This window comes from Prosthecobacter sp., assembly GCF_044222345.1.
Classification (GTDB): Bacteria; Verrucomicrobiota; Verrucomicrobiia; order Verrucomicrobiales; family Verrucomicrobiaceae; genus Prosthecobacter.
In genome coordinates, this window is sequence record NZ_JBGANL010000014.1 from 51,443 (window position 1) to 70,418 (window position 18,976).

The window sequence follows — 18,976 nt, forward strand, 5'->3', positions numbered from 1 at the left end:
CATTGCGTGGCGAAATGATTACTGGGCCCACTGGTAGGTGATGGTCATCGTTCCCGCTTTGGCAGGGACGACCAGGTTCTGGCCGGCGAGTTGCGCTCCCTCGGCTGTGATACGGTAGGGAAGTGGCCCTTGGCTGACAAAGCTGCCGTCCTTGCTCTCAAACGCTCCGCTGCCGATGCGATACCACGCATTGACTGGAAGCTTGCCACTGACCTTGATCGTACGGATCAGCTTTGCGTTGCCCTCAGGCTTGTTGCCGTTGCCTTCGGCTGTGAAGGACTCCTCAACTTCGGCTCCCTGCCATGTGTAGCGGAACGTGGGGCTGCGTTTTGCATCCAGCGAGTAGCCCAGCCAGTGAAAGCCTTCATAGCGCTTGGTCTTGTCCCACTTGGGCCATTCAGCCTCAGGCTTGTCCGTCACAAAGAATGCGGGTGTGACCTCTCCGGTGGGTTGAAGTACATCATACCCCAGCGGCTTTTCGTGGCCGCCCCCGCGCGAGTTCCAGTGCCGGGAGGCATCCATGAAGGCCCCGCGCCAGATCAGCGCCAGATTCATGCTCTCAGCACTCCACGCGATGTTCACTCCTCCAGGATAACCGACTCCAATGCCGCGATTGCCCGCGCCTTGAATGAAGTTGCGATAGATTACCGCTTCGTCCTTCACCATCAGCGGGATGGGGTCGAACTCCTTTTGCTTTTTCGTGCCGCCCTGCCATTTCGGGTGCAACCATTTTGACAGCGGCGTGATCTGCGTGTCCGCGCCTTTCCAGGCTGCATACAGCTCGATCTGCCCGCCGCCTTGGAAATACTCCAGGCGAAACACATGCTCACCCTTTTCCAGCGTAATACCTGCTTCCTTGATGTCGCCGGAGGGATGAATGCCGTCGTAAGCTAGGATCTCCTTGCCATCGATCAGGATTCGTGAGCCATCATCACTGGAAAGATAAAAACGATACGAGCCCTTCTTCGGAGCGATGAGCTTGCCGGTAAAGACGACTCCGAACTCATTCTTATAGTCGTCCAGTTTCACCTGCAGCAGATTGTCCTCGATCTTGCCGTCACGGTGAGGCTTCAACTTGGAGAAATCCGGAAGCTGCTTCCAGTTGCCGAGGTAAAGCGCGAACTGCAGGTCATGCAGCGTGTCTCCCACCGGCGCGACTTTCAGCACGCCGCGCATCGTCAGCGCATGGCCGGGGAAGGTGCAGACATACGGGTAGTTCCCTGCCTTCTCAGGCGCTGAGAAACTGAGCACCTCCTTTTCATGCGGATTGAGCATCTTGGAGTGCGCCCAGATGCGCTTGTCGTCGGGCAGCCAGTTGCTTTTCAGCGCCTCCTCCGGTTTTTCCATCTGCTTCATCGCCATGGCGGCGGTGTCGGTGCCCGGCTGGCAGAAGACCAGGTTGTGGGGCAGATCATCCCCGTTTTCAAAAGTGATCTTCACCGACTGCCCCGGCTGCACCAGCAGTTCGGCAGTGTCGTATTTCATCTGCGCCGTCATCGTCTTGAGCGAAAAGACGGCGGGTTCGACGGCTCGGGCAGAGGCGGCGGCGAGAAGAATGGCGAAAAGCAGGCGGGTCATAAGAAGCGCGTTTAAACGAAGGCGGCGGAGGTTGCCTTGCGAAAAGGCAGCGTCAATTTCCTGAGTTTGATTTCCTGCGCACTTTGGGCTTGGCGCTGGCCTCGGAATTTGGTTATCTCTCCCCATGCACACTTGGTATCTGCTCAAAGCCTCGGACAAGGAAATTTATGAAGCCAAAGATCTCGAAACTCTGCGTGGCTGGGCGGCTGACGCCAAGATCTCTCCGCTCGACAAGATCTCCAGCGACAACCGCTTGAGCTGGCAGCGTGCGCCGATGATCGCGGAACTGCAGATGGATCTCCTGGTGCAGATGCCGGACAATTACCTCTACGGCCCCACGAATGTGGCGACGATTCAGGAATTCATGGCCACTGGCGAGATCGATGAAAATGTGACCATCATCAACTGTCTCGACAACAAGGAGTCGCGCCTGGCGGATCTCTCATGGTTTCAGGCCAGCCCGCATCATATTCGCAGCGCCGCCACCACCTTCATCGGCACCGGGCGTCCAGATGAGAAGAGTGGCATGGGAGACGTCATGCAGCAGTCGCGCATCTCCACATTGGAGAAGCAGGTGATGGAACTGCAGCGCGTGGTGGATGAATGGCAGCAGGCCTACAACGGCCTGCGCCAGCAGTATGTCGAAGCCACCGGCCGCGAGCCGATGTGATCTGTATCAGGCCTCGTCGCCTGTTTCGTCACTGTTCAGGCCCGGAAGATCCTTGGCTTTGTCCGCATAGCGGTCGAAACGGTTGGAAAGGATCAGCAGCGTCGGCGCCCAGAGGCCGATGAAAATGCCCAGGCGTTCGGCGTGCGCCTCCTGCTCGGGCGTTTCGCCGTTGAAAAACCACCAGCTCCAGATGGAGAGGATGACGGAGAGCATGCCCGCTTGGAAGCAAATGGTGCTGAGGGTGCGGCAGATGGAAGGATTCATAAATTAAAGTTTGCCATGCATCAATACTCCTCGGCAAGCAATCCCCTTTCTTAGCACAAATCCGGCGGACTAAATCGCAGCCGCAGGCGCGTGGCGCATGTGCGGGCTTGAGAGAAGGCCAGGCTGCAGCATATTAAACTCGATGATCTCCCTTGCTGACATCCGCTGCGCGACAGCTCCGGTCAGACCGCGCCAGCCCCGCGTGGCTCCTCACCTGCCGCGTGTGCAGCCGCTGACAGTACCGCCCGCGCTGGAGCCCCCCTGGCATGTCATCCTGCTGGATGACGATTTCCACTCGGTGGAATATGTGGTCGAAATGCTGCATGCCATTTTTGGGCATTCGGCGGCACTGGGTAACCGCATGGCCGAGGAAGTGGACAACAAGGGGCGCGTGATCGTGGCCACAGTTCACAAGGAACTGGCAGAATTGCGGCAGCAGCAGATTGAGGAATACGGGCCGGACCCACAAGAAACCAGCCCTCAAGGACAAGTCTCCATGAAGGCGTTGATCGAGTGCTCGGAGTAGCCGCGTTGTTCAGCTTTTTCCACGCGGCTCCGGAATGCCGCGCAGAATCAGGATCGAAATGACCGACATCACCGCTGCCAGGCAGGCGACGAGGTAGAACGAACCGCTGAGAGAATAAATCACTCCTCCTAGGCTCGTGGTGATCATCAGCGACCACACGTTGCAGAAGCCTAGAATGGCTTGCAGTGTGGAGCGGCGTTCCTGCGGGCAGAGCTCTGCGGTGAGCGTCAGATCGCCCACACGATCCAGAAACAGGCCGAAGCCGAGGATGAAGTAAGCAGCGGTGAAACCGCCAAAAGAATGCGTCAGGCTGGCCCAGATGCACATGGTGATGCAGATGACGCGGGAGAGAATCAGCAGCACCCTGCCACCTTTGTGATACCCCAGCCAGGCCGCGAGCAGGCTGCCGAGAATGGTGCCGATGTTCTGGAAGGAAACAAAACGGCCCTCATCCGCCTCCGGCCGGCCCGTGATGTGCAGCGCATGCAGGGTGAGAAATGAAACCACCATCAGATAGCCCATGCCGGTGAAACGCGCTGCAATCAGTTTGCGCAGTTGCGGATGTTTGCCCAGCAGGCCGGGCAGGCTGCGCAGATAGCTCCAGTAGCTGCCAGAGTGCGGATGATAATGATGTGCCGCCGGCAGTTCACGCATGAACGACTGCGACAGCCAGGACAGAAACAAAAAGCCAAACGTGATCAGGTGCAGCACCGCGTAGCCGCGCTGACCAGGTGCATGGGTGAGCACCTGATGGATCACCGCCCCCGCCACCATGCCGATGCACGCCTGTGTGATGTAGCGTGCGGCCCAGCCTGCCGCACGGACACGCTCCGGTACCATGCGCGTCACCATTTCCATCCAGGCCACCACACCCACGCCGCCAATGAGGCCGGAGACCACCGGCGTCAGCACCACCACGGGCAGCAGCCATGGGCCGGCATCCTGCCAGAACCACAGCACCAGCCCCGTGATGAGGTAGGGCAGCCGTTGCAGCAGACCAAAGCTCATCACCCACAGCTTGAACTTCACGAGTCGCTCCACCAGCGGTGACACAAACAGTCCTGCCATGGCAAACGCCGCTGGCAGGATGGCGGGCATGATCGCGATGATCGCCGAGCGTCCACCCAGTTGCTCCACCATCTTGGGCATCACAGTCTCCGGCTGCAGAAACGCCACACCTCCCATGTACAATCCGCCTTCCAGGCAGTGGCAGATGAAGTTCCGCCGCACGACCTGCGGGTGGTGCTGTTGAGGTGAGACTGCGGTGTCGGATGGCATCGCTGGGGAGGCTGCACCGTGGCGCGGACTGGCTTAAAGGAAAGCGAATCGTCCGTTACCTTTCTGCGGCGCTTTTCCAGTCTGAAAAAAGCAGGGAGCAGTCTTGCGCTGGGTTAGCTCAGCTGGTTCAATCTCTGCGTATTCAAAACCAACGCACACCATGACACTCAATCCCAAGCTCACCAAGCTGCTCAATGAGCAGATCAACAACGAAATGTCCTCCAGCTACGTCTATCTCGCCATGGCGGCGTGGTTTGAGCGCACTCCATATGCTGGCTTTGCCCAGTGGATGTTTGCCCAGAGCGGCGAGGAGACCATGCATGCGCTGAAGTTCTACCAGTATCTCGTGGATCGTGATGCCAAAGTGGAGCTGCAGCCGATTGAGAAGCCCAAGATGGACTACAAATCGGTGATGGACGCTTTTCAATACAGCCTGAAGCAGGAGGAAAAGGTCACCCAGCAGATCAATGACTTGTACGAAGTGGCGGAACAGGTCAAAGACCATGCTTCGAAAAACCTCCTGCTCTGGTTCCTCAATGAGCAGATGGAGGAGGAAAAGACCGTGCGCGACATGCTCGATCGCCTCAAACTTGCCGGCGATGATGCCGCCAGCCTCCTCGTCCTTGACCGTGAAGCAGGAAGCCGAAAGTCCACAGGTGGCGGCTCCCGCCCAAACATGGTTGGCGGTGGTGCTTGAGATTGACGCCCTTTACGGCAGCAACTGCATATCCCACGGCCACAGTGGTGTGTACGTGGCGGATTCGACCCAGCCGCGCACGTGTTCGTCGCCGCTGGGGACTTCGACATAGCTCCAGGCTCCGCGTTTTTCGAGCAAACGCACCTGGCTGCCGGGTGGGAGCGCAATGACATTACCGGAAGTGATGGTGGCTGAGGTGTAGACGTTGACTTCGCGTGCGGTGACCACCATCACATCCTTCACGCGGTCCCCCGGCGCTGGCCGGATGGCGGCGAAAGCGGCTGAAGGAATGAAAACCAGCAGGCCGATGAGGCTGAATATCAGCGCGGAAGCGCCGCTGCCGCCTTTCTGTGAGGACGCGAGAATCCAGCGCATGAGGGCCAGCAGAATGAGCCATACACCTGCGGATGCGGCGATGACCCAGGTGTTCTTGTTCAGCAGCAGGCTCCACTCAGCCAGCGGAGAATCCTCACCGAATCGGAAGAATCGCACTTTTTCATCAAGGTGCCGCAGATTCTGCCTCACTTCAGGATTCAAGGGATCCAGCAGTTGCGCACGCTGGTACCACAACGCTGCACGCCCCATATCGTCCTGCCGATAACGGGCGTTGGCGATGAGGGTGAAGACCGCAGAGCTCAGGGCGGGCGGCTGCTGTTTGGTGAGTGATTCACCAAGGTACTGCGCCTGGGTGAACTTGCCTTTTTCCAGGGCCTCGCGTGCCTGTTGATACACCTCATCAGGGGAAGCATCTGCGGCGCCGGCATTCAGTGAAATCGTGGCCAGCGCGGCGATCAGCAGGGCGGTGCGTTTCAGCAGAGGTGCCAGCGTGGACAGGATGCGTCTGCGTTCTCCCGCGCCAAGCGCTTGTCCTGCGGTGGGAGCTCCGGTGAAACTTTGGGTTTCATAGCGGCGGATGATCTGCCGCAGTTCCTCGTCCTTCACTTCGCCCGGCTGGCTGCGGTGAATGAAGTGGGCGGCGCGCTGCAGGAAATCACGATCCGCGAGATTGCTTTCCTCCAGCCCATGCCACATTTGCTGCAGTTCGCCCCGCAGTCCGCTCGTGGCTTCTGCTCGATGCCGGCGAAACCACGTGAACAGCGTCACCAGAATCACGAGTGCCGCCGGAATCGACTGAATCGCCCAGAAGCGTGCGCTGGTGGTGAGGGGCGGGCTGGCGGCGGTTGTGCCCAGCCACCGCGCTTTGGCCGGAACGTTCATGAGGATGTCACTGATCTGCGGCTTGGGCTGCTGCACAGCAGGCGGCTTCGGTGTGTCACCATTGCCACTGCTTTCCACACCTGCAGCAGCTGCCACCATGGCACCGGGCTTGATGCGCAGCGCAATCGGCGGGGTCCGTGCGGCGATGTATTTCCTCTGCGTAGGACTGAAGTAGCTCAGTTCAAACGGTGGCAGCTGGGGATGCACTTTCTCCGGTACAAAGACCATCGAATAACCAATGCGGCGCTGCATGGCGGGTGTGAGATTGGGGTCGATCGGGCCGTCCACATTGTAACGCCGCGGAGGGTAGGCCTTCCAACCCTCAGGCGGCACAAGACCGGGTGCGTTGAGCGCCTCGAAATTGCCCGAACCGTCGATGGTGATGTCCACCGCCAGCGGATCACCCACGCTGAGTTCGTTCGGTGTGGCCGTGGCGCTGATGCTGAAATCACCGACGGCACCGCTGAAGTTTGCAGGTTTGCCTTCGGTGGGAAGCGGCAGAACCTTGATCTTCACCTCCTGGCTTTTGACCACCTGCTTTCGTGGCTCCGCTCCACCCATGACCATGCCAAAAGGCAGCCCCCGGCTCATCTGTCTCTGGGTGGCTTCATCAAATACCTCGTACAACAGCTCACAAGTGGCGGGGCCCACTTTCAAATCCCCCGCATGGAGTGCGGAGAGCGTGCTGCGGTAGGTGATGACCACGTAATCAATGTCGTTGATGCGCTGCGGGTTCTGGTCGGCCTGCTGCGGAAACCGGGCGATCGCAAAATCACTTTTGTTCACCTCGATCAGGCCGACCCGGCGCAGCATCACGCTGCCGCGCGGCACAAACAGGCTGGCACTGATGGGAACCACCTCGCCCTGGTAGATCTCCGTCTTGCCGACTTCGATTTGAAACAGCGGTATGGTGGGATCTTCGGCTGCAGTGGAAGCGGCCGTTGGAGATTCACTGACGATGAGGCGAACCTCATTCGTTTTGAGGATCTCTCCATTCACAAGCACCTCCTGCGGTGGAATGACAAACTCGCCAGGTTCGTTGCTGGCGACGCCCCAGACAAACTGCGAAGAGATGATCTGCTGCGCACCTTGGATGTCGATTTTCTGCCGGGTGGCGAGTGCAGTGGTCATGCCTACTTGCACCGGGAGTCGCAATTCTGGCTCTTTTTGAATGATGCCATCTTGTACGGTGATGACGTAGCTGACCTCCTGACCTGTGTGCGCATGGTCCGGCTGTAGATAAGCGCGCACCGTTGCTGCGGAGGCGCTGGAACTAAGGAATGTCAGGAACAGCAGCACCTGCAGCAAGATGGAATGAGGGGCGGACTTCCAAGGACGAACTCTCGGAATACCGGTCATGACTGCGGACCATGCCTGGAGTGAGTGGTTGTGGAGGCTTTGAATCATTCGAGCTTGAAAATTTCGTTCGTCATTGCCGGAGACCGGCTGCTCACCAGTCTTTTTTATTCGGCGGCGGGGTATGGTAGCGGTTGGTCAGCGGCGCGGTGATTTCATCCATATACTGGCGGATGATCCCTTCCGCCTCGCCGGGGGTGTAACCGGTGCGCGGGTTGCGTTGATCAGACAGACCTTCCTTGGCTGTTTTTTTCTTCTCGTCTCCACCGGGCTTCTCGCCCTCTTTGCCCTTCTGGCCTTCTTTTTCGCCTGGGTTGCTGCCTGCGGCCTGGAGCCGTCCATCGGGCAATTCTTTGGCATCCTTGCCGCCGATGCCGTCATCAGCCTCCTTCTTTTCACCTTTGCCCTCTTTTTGTTCCTTGGGGTCACCTTCACCGTTCGGGTCGCTGCCTTCTTTGCCAGCATCTCCCTCGTCTCCTTCTTCACCTTGCTGGCCTTGTCCCTTATCGCCTTTTTGCCCCTTCTTGCCTTTGTCGCCTTTTTTGCCCTGCTTTTCTTCCATCTGCTTCATCACCTGGCGCAGCTGGGCCAGCATTTTGTCCACATGGTCTCGGTTTTCGCGCAGTTCCTTGTTCTCAGGGGCGAGATCCTGCGCTGCTTCCAGATGACGCAGCGCGTCGGTCCAGCGTTGAAGCGTGATCTTCGGCTGCTGCTGCAGACCTCGCACGCCTTGATCGTACAACGTCTGGCCGAGACCGCGGTGCGCGCGTGCACGCAGGGATTTGTCCTGCGTGTGGAGCACTTCGCTGAAGTTCTTGACGCTGCCATCGTAGTTGGTGAGGTCATGCTCCGCCGTGGCCATACCATAGAGGAGTTCTTCCCGGGAGTGCGCGTCGAAGTCCTCGCGTTCCAGCAGCGTTCCATAAAGGTCGCGGGCCTTTTTGAAATCACCGGCCTTGAGTGCTTTGAGCGCATCATCCGGTGTGGGTCCGCTCGTTGCAAAAAGAGCGGCGAACATCCCTCCTGCTCCAGCGGCCTGAGCAGAAGGTGCAGGCGCAAAGGCGGCAACAGCCAGCGCCAGCACGACCGGGCGTGCGGCAGGACGGGGCAGGGCACTGATGATCCAGGCGAGCATGAGCAGGAATATACCCAGACTCAGCGGCCAGGCAAAGCGCTCAATCGGCCTCGAAGTCTGCCGGTTGGCGGACTCCTGCTCCGTCAGGCGGTCGAGCACGGGCTGAATGGACTGTCGGTTGAGCGGCCGGGTGTCAAGTTTGAGGAAGCGTCCGCCGGTGGCGGTGGCCAGTTGTTGCAGCACACCGCTTTGCAGCTGTGACCGCACCACATTGCCAGCCTCGTCTCGGATGTAATCACCTTCCACCTCGGGATTCGGAATGAGAGTTCCAGTGTCGGTACCCACGCCCACGGTGACGACAACGATTCCCGCAGCAGTGAGCCGCTGGATGTAGGGAACGAGGTTCGCATCAGCATCCCCACCGTCGCTGAAAATGACCAGTGCGTAATTGCTCTTTGGCAGGCCTTTGATGGCACGCAGCGTTACCTCCAGCAAATCAGCCAGATTGCTCCCGCCCCACTCGATGATCGTGTGGTCGAAGGCCAGCAACGACTCAATGATGGCGTCATGGTCAGTCGTGAGCGGCGCCTGCAGGTACGCGCGACCGGCAAAGGCCAGCAGGCCCACTCGCTCTCCGCTGAGCTCCATCACAAGGTCATGCGCTGCCAGTCGTGCCCGCGTCAGGCGGTCAGGTGGCACATCGCGCGCGAGCATCGATCGTGAGGTGTCGATGGCGATGAAGATGTTGCGCCCCTTGTCAGGAACCTCGAGCTTTTCTTCCCCCCAGCGCGGTTGGGCCACGGCGACGACCAGGCAGGCCATGGCCATGATGTACAAACCATACACCAGCCATGAACGCCACAGAGAGCGGCCCATGACGAGCGTCTTTCGCAGACGCACTGCGGTGAAAAGGCGCTCCGCCTTGGAGGCCTGCCCATCCACCAGCAGCTTCATTCCCACCAGTGCGGGAATAATCAGCAGGAACCAGAGCAGGTGTTGGTGGGCAAAGCTCATGACAATCAGGTGGCGACTGGCTCAGGGGCCGAATGCAAAACGGTCAAAGACAGCAGCAGCGCGAGAAACAACGCGATGGCCGAAACGGCGAGCGGCCAGGGAAACAGCTCTTCCGTTTCGATGATTTTGTGATGTTCGATTTTGGTTTTTTCGAGCTTGTCGATGGTGTCAAACACATCGCTGAGCGAGCTCAGGTTTTGCGCCATGTAGAACTGGCCGTTGCCGATGGCGGCGACTTCCTTGAGCGTACCTTCATCAAACAACTGCTGTCCCACCGGCGTGAACGTGCCGCGTCGGGGATCCGGGATGCTGTGAATGCCCGGCGTGCCGATGGCGATGGTGTAGATCTTGATTCCCAGCGTCGCCGCCAGCTTCGCGGCATCCTGCGGACTGAGCCGGCCGGAATTGTTCGCGCCATCCGTCAGCAGCACGATGACTTTGCTCGGCGTTTTTTCACGACGCATGCGGTTGGCGGCGGAGGCGATGCCGGACCCGATGGCGGTGCCGTCACCCACGCGCTGGGTCTGCACACGGTCGAGATTGTTGATCAGCCAGTCACGGTCCAGCGTGAGCGGGCAGGGCAGGTAGGTTTCCCCGGCAAAGGCCACGATGCCGATTTTGTCACTGCGGCGGCCTTTGATGAAGTCCGCCATCACGCGCTTGGCCGCTGTAAGGCGGTTCACAGGCTGCCCCCCGATGTAGAAGTCTTCGATCAGCATCGACAGCGAGACATCCACCGTCAGCATGATCGAAATGCCATTGGCTTTTTCTTCCTCGTAGGACAGGACTTTTTGCGGTCGTGACAGCGCCAGGATGCCGAAGATCAGGCTCGTTAGAATGAGGCCAAAGACGAAGCCGCCCAGTCGGCTGCGCGCCGGCCTGCCGAGTTCACCTAGCAGTGCGGCGGTGGGAAATTTGATGGCAGCTCGCTTGCCGCGTGCACCACGCAGCATCGCCAGCAGCGGCACCAAGGGCAGCAGCAGCAGCCATAGAGGGTGGAAGATCTGAAATGCAGGGATGCCCGGGATCGTCATGGCTTTTCCTCCTGCATGCGTTCGAGCGCCTGATCGATGAGCATGGTCGATTCCTCTTCCGTACGGGGAGCCGGCATGAACGAGATCTCGTCACACAAATGAGCCACGGGTTCAAACCGTTCGCGCCACATTCCCTGGGATCGCGGCACAGGCATGCCGGGCTGCCGGTCTGTTTTGCCTTCAAACAATTCGCGTGTTGTGCGGGCTGGCGCTGGCACGGAGTAGCGTTCCTGCAGGTAACGCCGCAGAATCTGCGAGATCCTGTGACTCACGTCCTGTGGCGGAATGGATTGAGTACGTGCGCGCAGTTCATTCAATGCGCGAAAGGCCGAACTCCATGGCTGCCGCAGCGGTGCTGAGGGTGTCTCCTTCGGCCGGACAAGCAGCCAGACGATGAGGGCGATCAACAGGCAAAGCAGCAGCGCGATCGCCCATGGAATCCACCATGGCGGCGGCAGTTGCACGCTGTCAGGTGGTGGCAGTTCAGGGTGCGGCAGGGGGCCCGGCCCCTGAAACTGCGCCAGCAGGATGTGCAGAAAATGCAGCGCAGGCTTCATCCGCGTTTCCTCCTTTTGCGCGAACGGAAATAGGCTTTCAAGGCAGGCGCGTAGTCCTCGTCAGTGCGCACCGTGATGCGCTCCACGCCGCAGCGCCGCAGCAGGTGCACCAGCGCGTTCTGCCGTTCCGCCAGACGTTGTTCATACTGCTCGCGCACAGCCGGATGAGAAGTGTTGACGAGAAACTGCTCCCCGGTCTCCGGGTCTTCGAGGCAGACGCGGCCTGCGTCCGGCAGCGTGATTTCACGCGGGTCCAGGATCTGCGCCGCCACCACGTCGTGTTTCGCCGCAACAGCCCGCAGGCTTTTCTCCCAGGCATGATCTGGTGTGATGAAATCCGAAACCAGGATCACCAGCGCCCGATGGGCGATGCGTTCGAGCGCAAGGTCAAGCGCGGGCTTGATGTCCGTGCCGTGCCTCTTGGGTTCGTTGTTTAAAATGTCACGCAGGATGCGCAGGGCATGGGGTGCCCCTTTGCGGGCTGGCAGGTAGTGCTCAATGCCGTCGGAAAAGAGCGTGAGCCCCACCTTGTCCTGGTTCTGCACGGCGCTGAAGGCAAACACCGCCGCAATCTCCGCCGCACGTTCGCGTTTCGAGTCCTCCTGGCTGCCGTAGTCGCCCGAGCCGCTGACATCGACGCAGATCATCACCGTCAGCTCACGTTCCTCCACGTACTTGCGCACAAACGGATCGTTCATGCGCGCAGTGACGTTCCAGTCGATAAAGCGCACATCGTCGCCGGGTTGGTACTCCCGGAAATCATCAAACTCGATTCCCTGGCCTTTGAATCGGGAGTGATACTGGCCGCCCAGCATCTCCTTCACCATGCCTCGCGTGAGCAGCTCGATGCGCCGCACGCGCTTGAGGATGCGCGTGAGTTTGGCGTCGTTGTCGTTCTGCACAGTTTCCCCGTTCACGGTGTGGGCGGTGTTAAGGAACAGGCAGCTTGTCGAGCAGTGTCTTCACCACATCATCCGTCGTCACCCCTTCCGCCTCGGCTTCATAAGAAAGCAGAATGCGGTGGCGCAGGATGTCCGGGGCGAGGTCTTTGATATCCTGCGGAATGACGTAGTTGCGGCCGTTGAGGAAGGCCAGCGCCTTGGCGGCCAGCGCCAGATTGATCGTGCCGCGCGGTGAGGCGCCGCAGCGGATGAGCAGCTTCAGGTGCGGGGCCAGCGCCTCAGGGTGGCGTGTGGCATGAATCAGGGCCACGATGTAATCGCGGATCTTTTCATCCATGAACAACTCGTTCACCACCACGCGGCTCGCACTAATGGCCGTCACGTCCGTGATCTGGTTCACATCGAGTTTCGGCGCCGAAGTGGCCATCGCATCCAGCACCATGCGTTCTTCCACCGGTGTCGGGTAGGTGACGCGGATTTTGAGCAGGAAGCGGTCGAGCTGGGCTTCTGGCAGCGTATACGTACCCTCCTGGTCGATCGGGTTCTGCGTGGCCAGCACCATGAAGGGGTCCGGCAGCTTGTGTGTGTTTTCGCCGATCGTGACCTGCCGCTCCTGCATGGCTTCGAGCAGGGCGCTCTGAACCTTGGCCGGGGCTCGGTTGATCTCATCTGCCAGCACCAGATTGGCAAAAATTGGACCCAGTCGCGGCGTGAACGTGCCGTCTTTCGGATGGTACACCATGGTACCGATGACATCCGCCGGCAGCAGGTCGGGCGTGAATTGAATGCGCTGAAACTTCGCCTTCAACGTTCCCGACAGCGTGCGCACGGCGAGTGTCTTGGCGATGCCCGGCACACCTTCCAGCAGCACGTGGCCGTTGGTCAGCAGCGCCACCAGCAGGCGGTCCACCAGAGCGGTCTGCCCGATCAGCACGCGGGCGATTTCGGTTCGGAGCGGAGCCACCCAGAGGGAGGCTTTGGCGATGGCTTCCTGATCAGGAACAGCAGGGGGGGCGACGGAGGCTGGCATGTGTGTGTGCGGTACTGGTCAACGGGGGCGTTCCCCGCGTCAACTCTCAAGGATCAGTGTATTAACGCCCCATGGGCCGGTTTATGTTGCTGGAATTGTAAGACGTTTGGGCTTTCTTGTCGGCAATGACCCTCCAAGACCTCCGTGAACAAGTCTGTGAAGCCAACCGTGCCCTGGAGCCCAGCGGCCTCGTGCGCCTGACCTGGGGCAACGTCAGCGGCATCGACCGCGCTTCCGGTCTCTGGGCCATCAAGCCCAGCGGCGTGGATTATTTGGAGCTCAAGCCCGCCGACATCGTTGTTCTCGACCTGGATGGCCGCGTGGTGGAGGGCAGCCTCCGGCCCTCCTCAGACACGAAAACGCACCTCGTCCTCTACCGCGAATTTCCCGAGATTGGCGGCATCACCCACACGCACAGCCTGCATGCCGCCATGTTTGCGCAGGCAGGTCGTGAGATTCCCTGCTTTGGCACCACGCACGCAGACCACTTTCACGGCACCGTTCCACTGGTGCGCGCGCTCACACCCGAAGAAGTGACCCAGGACTATGAGCATTTCACCGGGGTCGCCATCGTCGAGCGCCTGCGCGAGCTGCAACTCAGCCCGCTCGAAATGCCCGCTGTCCTGCAGATTCATCACGCACCCTTCACTTTTGGCAAAAACTCCTTGGATTCGCTCAAAAACAGCATCGCCCTCGAAATGTGTGCTCACATGGCCCTCGGCTCCGCCACTCTAAATCCTGCCTTAGGCCCCATTCCCGGCCACATCCTGGAAAAGCATCATTTGCGCAAGCACGGCCCGGGCGCGTATTACGGACAGAAATAACCCCAGCCTTCCTCACTGATGAAAACTCGCGAACCACTCTCTCCCCCCCGTTTTCAGCGACTGCTGCTACTGCCAGGGCTGCTGGCCGTTCTCCTCCAGACCGGCTGTTCCAGCGAAAGAAGGGACAGGCTCTGGCAGACGCTCGATCCAGCCGGTTACAAGCATGCACACAGCGAAAGCTTCAATGGTGCAAGGGCTGTGCGCAGTCCTGAGCCCAGCAGATCCTCGGATTCCGGTGATATACCATTGGAAATCAATTGATAAAACGAGAATCGGAAAGTCTGGGCGCTCAGCGGCTCGTCGTGTCAAATAAAGCATGGCTTAGTTGGGGGGGCTTGGCGGCGACCCTTATGTTTAGGGGTGATCAGCCCCGGTTTGCCAAACTCGTCTCATTCAACGCCCTCACTTGAAAAGGTGATCGGGCCGATGCGGTTTGGTTCTGCCGCATTGAAAATCAGTACTTTTGCCGTGGCCTGGCTTTCGGTGGTTCTCACAGGAGGCTTGCTGTTGGCACATTACTCCCAAACGGCCGGGGCTATGGGCACCCCGCCAGCGCAATGGCCGGAAACCAGCCGGGCACATCGTCAGTCAGGTCATTCCCAGCTCGTGATGTTTCTACATCCTCGCTGCCCTTGCTCCCGCGCAACCCTCGGCGAGCTCGAACAGCTCGTGGCGCACTGCCCGGGAAAGTTCAGCACCCAGGTGTGGTTTATCCAGCCGGAGGGCATGGATGACGCATGGGTTAAAACCGACTTATGGCATGCTGCAGCCTCCATCCCCGGAGTTCAGGTGAATATTGATCATGAAGGCGAAGAAGCGCGCCGTTTTCAGGCGGTCACCTCGGGCCAGACTCTGCTCTATGGTGCCGATGGCGGGCTGGTTTTTCAGGGCGGCATCACCCTGGCCCGCGGCCATGCCGGAGACAATCCCGGGCGAGATGCCATCGAGAGTTTGTTGAAGCAAAAAATCCCCCCGGCCACCAGTTCCCCTGTTTTCGGCTGTGCTCTCGGATGGGGGAAAACTCAAAAGGAATGCACCGCATGCCAGCCGTAGCCGCGCGTCCTCTGTCAAAAGACCACCCGTTGCAGCAAACACCCGCAGTGTTGCATGGCTCCTCCAGTGGATTGCGTCAGCAAACCAGCCCGCTGGTTGATGACACGGCGGCACGTCCATTGCCACCGCCCGACTCAGCACTGCAACAACGTGCGACAGAGCTGTTTCGCGCCGCAGAGAATGATCTGCACCGCCACACAGATCAGCTGTTTGCCCGGCTCATGATCGTGCAGTGGCTGGCGGGCATTGCCGCCGCCTTGTGGATTTCCCCACTCACTTGGATTGGTGACTCGAGCCAGGTCCACGTCCATGTCTGGGCCGCAATTCTGCTCGGCGGCGCGATCAGCGGCTTTCCGGCATGGCTGGCTTGGCAGCATCCCGGCCTGGTAATAACCCGCCATGTCATTGCCGTCGCCCAGGTGCTGACTTCTGCGCTTCTGATCCATCTGACCGGCGGTCGCATCGAAACACACTTCCACATTTTCGGCTCCCTGGCTTTTCTCGCCTTCTACCGTGACTGGCGTGTGCTCGTGACTGCCACCATCGTGGCGGCCGGTGATCATCTCCTCCGCGACTTGTTCTGGCCTCAGTCCGTCTTCGGTGTGCTGACCGCCAGTTCATGGCGCTGGGTCGAGCATGTAGGGTGGGTGCTGTTCGAAGACATCATTCTGTTTGTCGCCATCCGCAGGATGCTCCAGGAAATGTCCGAGATCGCCCTGCGTCGCGCCACACTCGAAGGCAGCAACGAGGAAATCGAACGTCAGGTGGTGGAGCGCACGACGGAATTAAGCAGGACGCAGGCCGAATTGCTCGAAACCTCGCGTCTCGCTGGCATGGCTGAGGTGGCCACCAGCGTTCTGCACAATGTGGGCAACGTCCTCAACAGCGTTGGTGTTTCGGCAGAGCTGGCGACTAGCAAGGTGCGTGAGTTCAGGACCGGAAGCCTGAAAAACGTGGCCGAGCTCTTGCAGCAGAACTCGGCAGACCTGCCCGCCTTCCTCGCCACGGATCCGCGCGGGAAAATGCTGCCGGACTACCTGCTCAAGCTGGCTCTGCATCTGTCAGAGCCTCAGCAGGCCATTCTGCAGGAAATGGAAATGCTCAAAAAAAACATCGATCACATCAAGGAGATCGTCGCCATGCAGCAGCGCTACGCACGTGGCACCGGGGTCGTCGAAGTGCTTTCCGTGGCCGACTTGGTGGACGACAGCATCCGCATCAATGCCGCAAGCTTGACTCGTCACGAAGTCAATGTGGTCTGTGAAATCGATCAGGTGCCTCCATTGAAAACGGACCGCCATAAAGCCATGCAGATTCTCGTGAACCTGCTGAGCAATGCCAAGCACGCACTGGATCAAAGTGAGGGCGACCGGCGCATGATGGTGCGTGTGACACAAAACCAGGAGGGGCTGCTGGAAATTGCCGTCATCGACAATGGCACCGGCATCGCCCCCGAAAATCTCAGCCGCATTTTCTCACACGGCTTCACCACCAAAAAGCTGGGGCACGGTTTTGGTCTGCACAGCGGCGCGCTGGCCGCCAGGGAGTTGGGCGGAACTTTAAAAGCTCACAGCGATGGTCCGGGGCTGGGCGCCACCTTCACATTGACACTGCCATTGGAGAATTAATCCAACCATGACACAAACAACCACGACAGCAGCGCATCGGCGAATTTTGGTCATCGATGACAACCGGTCCATTCATGATGACTTCCGCAAAATCCTGGCGCCGGTCAACGCTGCAGATGACGCGCTGGAGGCCGCTGAGGCCGCGTTGTTTGGTGCCCCGCTTCAGACAGAGGCTGCCAAACAAACTTTCACCATCGACACCGCATCTCAGGGGGAGGAAGGACTGCAGATGGTCAAGAAGGCTCAGGCGGAGGGGCTGCCCTATGACATGGCTTTTGTCGATGTCCGCATGCCCCCGGGCTGGGACGGCATCGAAACGACACGGCAGATCTGGCAGGTCTGCCCTGACATGCAGATCGTGATCTGCACCGCCTATGCGGACTGCTGCTGGAGCGAGGTTCAGGAGCAGATCAAGCCACGTGATCGCATGCTCATTTTGAAAAAGCCCTTCGACATCATCGAGGTGCTTCAGTTGGCCATTTCACTCACGGAGAAATCACGCTTGCTGCTGGAATCCAAATCGCATCTGCAGGACCTCGAACAACGTGTGAAACTGCGCACGCAGGAGCTGGAGGCCTCCAAGCTGGCAGCCCACGAAAAAGCCTCCCTGCTCGAACTGTCCAGAGACGCCATCCTGGTATGCGGCCTTGATCACCGGGTCACCTATTGGAACAAGAGCGCTGAACGGCTCTATGGCTGGACTGCGGCGGAGGCGGTCGGACGACTGGTGACCGAGCTCAAAGACCAAAACTCTGAAGTTTTTCAGCAGGCATTCGAAAAAGTGATGCAGGCTGGGCAATGGGACGGTGACCTGCACCAGGTGGGCAAAGATGGCCGCAAGCTCATCGTCGAAGGCAGGTGGACCCTGCTGCGTGATGCCGCAGGCCAGCCACACAGCATTCTGGTGATCAACACCGACATCACCGAGCGCAAAAAAGTGGAGGAAAAACTTCTGCGCTCCCAGCGCATGGAGAGCCTGGGCACATTGGCAGGAGGCATTGCTCATGATCTCAACAACGCCCTGACTCCCATCATGATGTCCATCGAACTGCTGAAGCTTGATGAGCAGGATGCGCAGCGGATGGGGGTGCTGGCAACAATCGAAAACAGTGCCAGACGTGGGGCCGACATGGTGCGGCAGGTGCTCTCATTTTCGCGGGGCATTGAGGGGCAGCGCGTGGATGTGCAGGCCGCGCACCTTCTCAAAGGCATCGAGAAAATCGCCAATGAAACTTTCCTCAAGAACATCTGGGTCAGCAGTGATATCCCGGCAAATCTGTGGGTCGTGCAGGGAGATCCCACGCAGATTCATCAGATGCTGCTCAACTTGTGTGTCAATGCGCGCGATGCCATGCCCAACGGTGGCACTTTAAAAATCAGCGCCAGCAATCACCTGCTGGATGAGCAATGCGCGACGATGATTGCCGGGGCAAGGCCCGGGCCTTATCTCCTCATCGAGCTGGAAGATTCCGGCACAGGCATGCCGCCAGATGTTGTTGACCGCATTTTCGAACCGTTTTTCACCACCAAAGAACTGGGCAAAGGCACCGGGCTGGGCTTGTCCTCCGCTCTTACCATCATCAAAAGCCATCAGGGTTTCATCCGTGTCTCAAGTGAACTGGACAAGGGCTCCAAGTTTCAGGTATACCTGCCGGCGCAGATGGTGGATGGCGTGAGCATGCCGCCCCCTTTGCAAACTGAGCTGCGGCGTGGCAATGGCGAGCTTGTGCTCTTGATTGATGACGAGGAGCCCGTACGACACATCACCGGTCAGACCCTGGAGTCCTTTGGCTATCGCATCCTGCCGGCGGCAGACGGTGTCGAGGCATCGACTTTGTATGCCACTCACAAAGACGAAATCTCAGTGGTGCTTACGGACATGATGATGCCCGTCATGGACGGGCCGGCGACAATTCAGGTGCTCATGCGCATGAATCCAAAGGTGCGCATCATCGCCGCCAGCGGCCTGGGTGTGAAAGACATGGTGGCCAGGGCCGCAAACGCGGGCGTCACACACTTCATCCCCAAACCATACACTGCGGAAACTTTGCTGGAAGTGCTTCACTCCGTGCTGAACACGCAGCGCCCCACCTCCCTGTAAGCGGATGCAACGAAATTCATTCCCATGCCAGGCCTGGCGGCGACTCCATGTTCGAACCCGCCCGACGCATGACTGAATTTCCTGCTTCCACCCCCGGCACGTTTCCCGCCTGCACCGTGGCACAGGGCGCTGGTCCGGCATCACTGCTGCGACGCTTTATTTGCTCCGGAG

The 18,976-nt window shown here is 59.3% G+C and carries 16 protein-coding genes; 7 read left to right on the forward strand and 9 right to left on the reverse strand.

What is annotated here, in order from left to right; genetic code table 11:
* Window positions 1–18 precede the first annotated feature (18 nt).
* Complete coding sequence (locus tag ACILSL_RS09950; protein WP_395731868.1) at window positions 19–1,578, reverse strand: PA14 domain-containing protein; 1,560 nt, start codon at window positions 1,576–1,578, stop codon at window positions 19–21.
* Between the two features lie 124 nt (window positions 1,579–1,702).
* On the opposite strand from ACILSL_RS09950, the gene ACILSL_RS09955 reads away from it, so the two are divergent.
* Window positions 1,703–2,248, forward strand: a complete 546-nt coding sequence (locus ACILSL_RS09955) for a hypothetical protein (protein WP_395731869.1) — start codon at window positions 1,703–1,705, stop codon at window positions 2,246–2,248.
* Between the two features lie 6 nt (window positions 2,249–2,254).
* Here ACILSL_RS09955 and ACILSL_RS09960 read toward each other — a convergent pair whose 3' ends face one another.
* Window positions 2,255–2,512 carry a hypothetical protein gene (locus ACILSL_RS09960; RefSeq protein WP_395731870.1) on the reverse strand — a complete coding sequence of 86 codons (258 nt, stop codon included), beginning with the start codon at window positions 2,510–2,512 and terminating at the stop codon, window positions 2,255–2,257.
* 142 nt (window positions 2,513–2,654) lie between these two features.
* Between ACILSL_RS09960 and ACILSL_RS09965 the strand changes: the two genes are divergently transcribed.
* Window positions 2,655–3,038 carry an ATP-dependent Clp protease adaptor ClpS gene (locus tag ACILSL_RS09965; RefSeq protein ID WP_395731871.1) on the forward strand — a complete coding sequence of 128 codons (384 nt, stop codon included), beginning with the start codon at window positions 2,655–2,657 and terminating at the stop codon, window positions 3,036–3,038.
* A 9-nt stretch (window positions 3,039–3,047) separates the two neighbouring features.
* Here ACILSL_RS09965 and ACILSL_RS09970 read toward each other — a convergent pair whose 3' ends face one another.
* Complete coding sequence (locus ACILSL_RS09970) at window positions 3,048–4,316, reverse strand: MFS transporter (protein ID WP_395731872.1); 1,269 nt, start codon at window positions 4,314–4,316, stop codon at window positions 3,048–3,050.
* 160 nt (window positions 4,317–4,476) lie between these two features.
* Here ACILSL_RS09970 and ACILSL_RS09975 point away from each other — a divergent pair, with 160 nt between their 5' ends.
* The gene (locus tag ACILSL_RS09975; protein ID WP_395731873.1) at window positions 4,477–5,013 is read left to right on the forward strand and encodes a ferritin; all 537 of its coding nucleotides are present in this window, start codon (window positions 4,477–4,479) and stop codon (window positions 5,011–5,013) included.
* A 12-nt stretch (window positions 5,014–5,025) separates the two neighbouring features.
* On the opposite strand, the gene ACILSL_RS09980 is transcribed toward ACILSL_RS09975, so the two are convergent.
* From ACILSL_RS09980 to ACILSL_RS10005, 6 genes are all read right to left on the reverse strand, one after another.
* A complete protein-coding gene (locus ACILSL_RS09980) occupies window positions 5,026–7,590 on the reverse strand; it encodes a hypothetical protein (RefSeq protein ID WP_395731874.1) in 2,565 nt (854 codons plus the stop codon).
* A 91-nt stretch (window positions 7,591–7,681) separates the two neighbouring features.
* Window positions 7,682–9,676, reverse strand: a complete 1,995-nt coding sequence (locus ACILSL_RS09985; RefSeq protein ID WP_395731875.1) for a VWA domain-containing protein — start codon at window positions 9,674–9,676, stop codon at window positions 7,682–7,684.
* Between the two features lie 5 nt (window positions 9,677–9,681).
* The gene (locus tag ACILSL_RS09990; RefSeq protein ID WP_395731876.1) at window positions 9,682–10,710 is read right to left on the reverse strand and encodes a VWA domain-containing protein; all 1,029 of its coding nucleotides are present in this window, start codon (window positions 10,708–10,710) and stop codon (window positions 9,682–9,684) included.
* On the reverse strand, window positions 10,707–11,267 hold the full coding sequence (locus ACILSL_RS09995) for a DUF4381 family protein (RefSeq protein WP_395731877.1): 561 nt from the start codon (window positions 11,265–11,267) through the stop codon (window positions 10,707–10,709). Before ACILSL_RS09995 ends, ACILSL_RS09990 begins: the two co-directional genes overlap by 4 nt.
* The gene (locus ACILSL_RS10000; RefSeq protein WP_395731878.1) at window positions 11,264–12,184 is read right to left on the reverse strand and encodes a DUF58 domain-containing protein; all 921 of its coding nucleotides are present in this window, start codon (window positions 12,182–12,184) and stop codon (window positions 11,264–11,266) included. The genes ACILSL_RS09995 and ACILSL_RS10000 overlap by 4 nt, the downstream gene beginning before the upstream one ends.
* 13 nt (window positions 12,185–12,197) lie before the next feature.
* Window positions 12,198–13,199: an AAA family ATPase gene (locus ACILSL_RS10005; RefSeq protein WP_395731879.1), complete on the reverse strand. Its 1,002-nt coding sequence runs from the start codon at window positions 13,197–13,199 to the stop codon at window positions 12,198–12,200.
* A 125-nt stretch (window positions 13,200–13,324) separates the two neighbouring features.
* Here ACILSL_RS10005 and araD point away from each other — a divergent pair, with 125 nt between their 5' ends.
* The 4 genes from araD (at window position 13,325) to ACILSL_RS10025 (ending at window position 18,805) form a co-directional block, all read left to right on the forward strand.
* Window positions 13,325–14,023 carry an L-ribulose-5-phosphate 4-epimerase AraD gene (gene araD / locus ACILSL_RS10010; RefSeq protein WP_395731880.1) on the forward strand — a complete coding sequence of 233 codons (699 nt, stop codon included), beginning with the start codon at window positions 13,325–13,327 and terminating at the stop codon, window positions 14,021–14,023.
* 360 nt (window positions 14,024–14,383) lie between these two features.
* Complete coding sequence (locus ACILSL_RS10015; RefSeq protein WP_395731881.1) at window positions 14,384–15,076, forward strand: RedB protein; 693 nt, start codon at window positions 14,384–14,386, stop codon at window positions 15,074–15,076.
* Window positions 15,064–16,704, forward strand: a complete 1,641-nt coding sequence (locus ACILSL_RS10020; RefSeq protein WP_395731882.1) for a sensor histidine kinase — start codon at window positions 15,064–15,066, stop codon at window positions 16,702–16,704. The genes ACILSL_RS10015 and ACILSL_RS10020 overlap by 13 nt, the downstream gene beginning before the upstream one ends.
* 7 nt (window positions 16,705–16,711) lie before the next feature.
* Window positions 16,712–18,805 (forward strand): response regulator, encoded by a 2,094-nt coding sequence (locus tag ACILSL_RS10025; protein WP_395731883.1) that lies wholly within the window; start codon window positions 16,712–16,714, stop codon window positions 18,803–18,805.
* Window positions 18,806–18,976: the final 171 nt, after the last annotated feature.